Below are 1,893 nucleotides of genomic sequence, written 5' to 3' on the forward strand. Positions count from 1 at the left end.
GCGGCCAGACGGGGGTATTTGGTGGCCACCCGGAGCGGACCGCCGACCGCGGACCCGGCCCCAGTCCCAATCCCCGCCCCGGCGAAGCCGTCCGGCGCCGCCAGAACCAGGCGGCAGAGGCCGAAGCCGAGATCCAGCAACTCATAGACGTCGCTGTCCGTCTCCATCAGGCTATCCTTCCCGGTGATGCCGAGGTCGGCGACCCCCCCGTGGACGTAGGTGACCATGTCGGCCGGACGGGCGACGAGGAAGCGGCTGTTGCCGTCGGGGGAAGTCCAGAGCAGCCGTCGCTCATCGCCCCGCCAATCGTCCAGGGGCAGGCCGCACCCCCCGAGGAGCTTGGCCGACTCGGCGTAGAGCCGGCCGGCCGGGAGGGCGATGGTCAGGGGACGTTGGACGACGCTCATCGCCGCCCACCCCCTTTGACGGCCGCGGCCGCCCGTTCGGTCCGCCCGTCGGCCTGCCCGCCCGCCCGCGGCTCCGCCCGCAGCTCCACCCGCAGCCCGAGGCCACGCAAACCGGCGGCCAGGGTGAAGGCCTCGATTTCGCGGCCCGCGCCGACCTCGACGGTCCGCAGCGGCGGCGGGGTCAGACCGGCCGCGCCGCCCTGAGCGGCCAGGGCCTCAGCCAGCGCGTCGACCTCGACGCCCAGCCCGACCGCCGGGCAGTCCAGCCCGAAGGACGACAGAAGGCCGTCGTAGCGGCCGCCGGTGAGGACGGGCCGGCCGCAGCCCGTCGCATAGGCTTCGAAGACGAGGCCGCTGTAATAGTCGAGGTCGCGGACGAGGCCGAGGTCGAAGACGACCCGCCCGGCCGCGCCGCCGGCGTCGAGCATCGAGGCGAACTCCCCGAGCCGCCCCAGGTGGTCGGTCACCTCCCGGCCGAAGGCCGAGGCCGCATCGACAGCTTCAGCCAACCCCCGGGCATCGCCCCGGTGGGCGACCAGGGCGCGGGCGGCGGCGGCCCGCCCGGCCTCGCCCCCCGGTCGCGCCAGCAGGCGCTCCCAGGCCACCAGATCGCGGTCGACGAGGGCGGCCCGCATCGCCTTGACGGTCGGGGAGTCGGCCCCCAGACCGGCCAGGATGGCCTCGGCCAAGGCGGCATGGCCGACGCAGACGGTGAAGCCCTCGAGCCCGCACCGTTCCAGGACCTCCACGGCCATCGTCACCAGTTCGGCATCGGCCCAGGTGGTCTTGAGGCCGAGCAGTTCGACGCCGGCCTGGGGGATCCGGGCACCCTCCCAGCCGCCCGAGCCGCCCCGCGAAAGGGCCGAGGCCCGACTCCCCCGGCGGTAGACGTCCCCGGCGTAGGACAGGCGCAGCGGTCCGGAGCCGGAGCGCAGGGCGGCCACCGCCCCGCGGGCAACGGGCAGGGTCCAGTCGGGCCGGACGACCATGATCCGACCAGAGGGGTCGACAAACTTGAAGAGGCGGTCCCGGAGACCGTTGGACCCCAGGGCGGGATCGAGGTCCTCGAGGGGCAAGAAGAGCGGGGCGCCGACTTCGCGATAGCCCCAGGCGCTGAAGACCTCGCGGGCCCCGGCGGCCAGGGATCGTTCAAATTCGGGCGCGGCCGTGGCCACCGTGGCGGCCGCCGGAGCGACTCCGCCCGCCTCCGCGCCGACAGCCGCCCGCGCCGCTTCCACCGCCCGCCTGGCTTCCACCGCCAGGGCGTGCCCTTCCAGTCCTTCCGACCGGGCCATCACCGTCGCAGCGCGGTCGAGGGCGGCCGCCCCCGCCGGGCCGATGTTCAGGGCTTGAGAACGGATAGTGAAATCGACCACCCCGAGGGATGAGGCGAAGCGGGCCGTCCCGCTCGTCGGCAGGACGTGGTTGACACCGGCCGCGTAATCGCCGAAAGCCTCGGCGGTGAGCCGGCCGAGGAAGACCGAGC

The 1,893-nt window shown here is 74.5% G+C and carries 2 protein-coding genes; both read right to left on the reverse strand.

Annotated features, from left to right (window positions below):
• Nucleotides 1–407 (reverse strand): ATP phosphoribosyltransferase (hisG, locus tag VGL40_14245; GenBank protein ID HEY3316423.1); only part of this gene is annotated, 407 nt, incomplete at its 3' end.
• On the reverse strand, nt 404–1,893 hold a 1,490-nt coding region (locus VGL40_14250; protein ID HEY3316424.1), incomplete at its 5' end, for an ATP phosphoribosyltransferase regulatory subunit. The genes VGL40_14250 and hisG, both read right to left, overlap by 4 nt.

It is taken from the genome of Bacillota bacterium, assembly GCA_036504675.1.
GTDB lineage: Bacteria > Bacillota > Sulfobacillia > JAJYWN01 > JAJZPE01 > DASXUT01.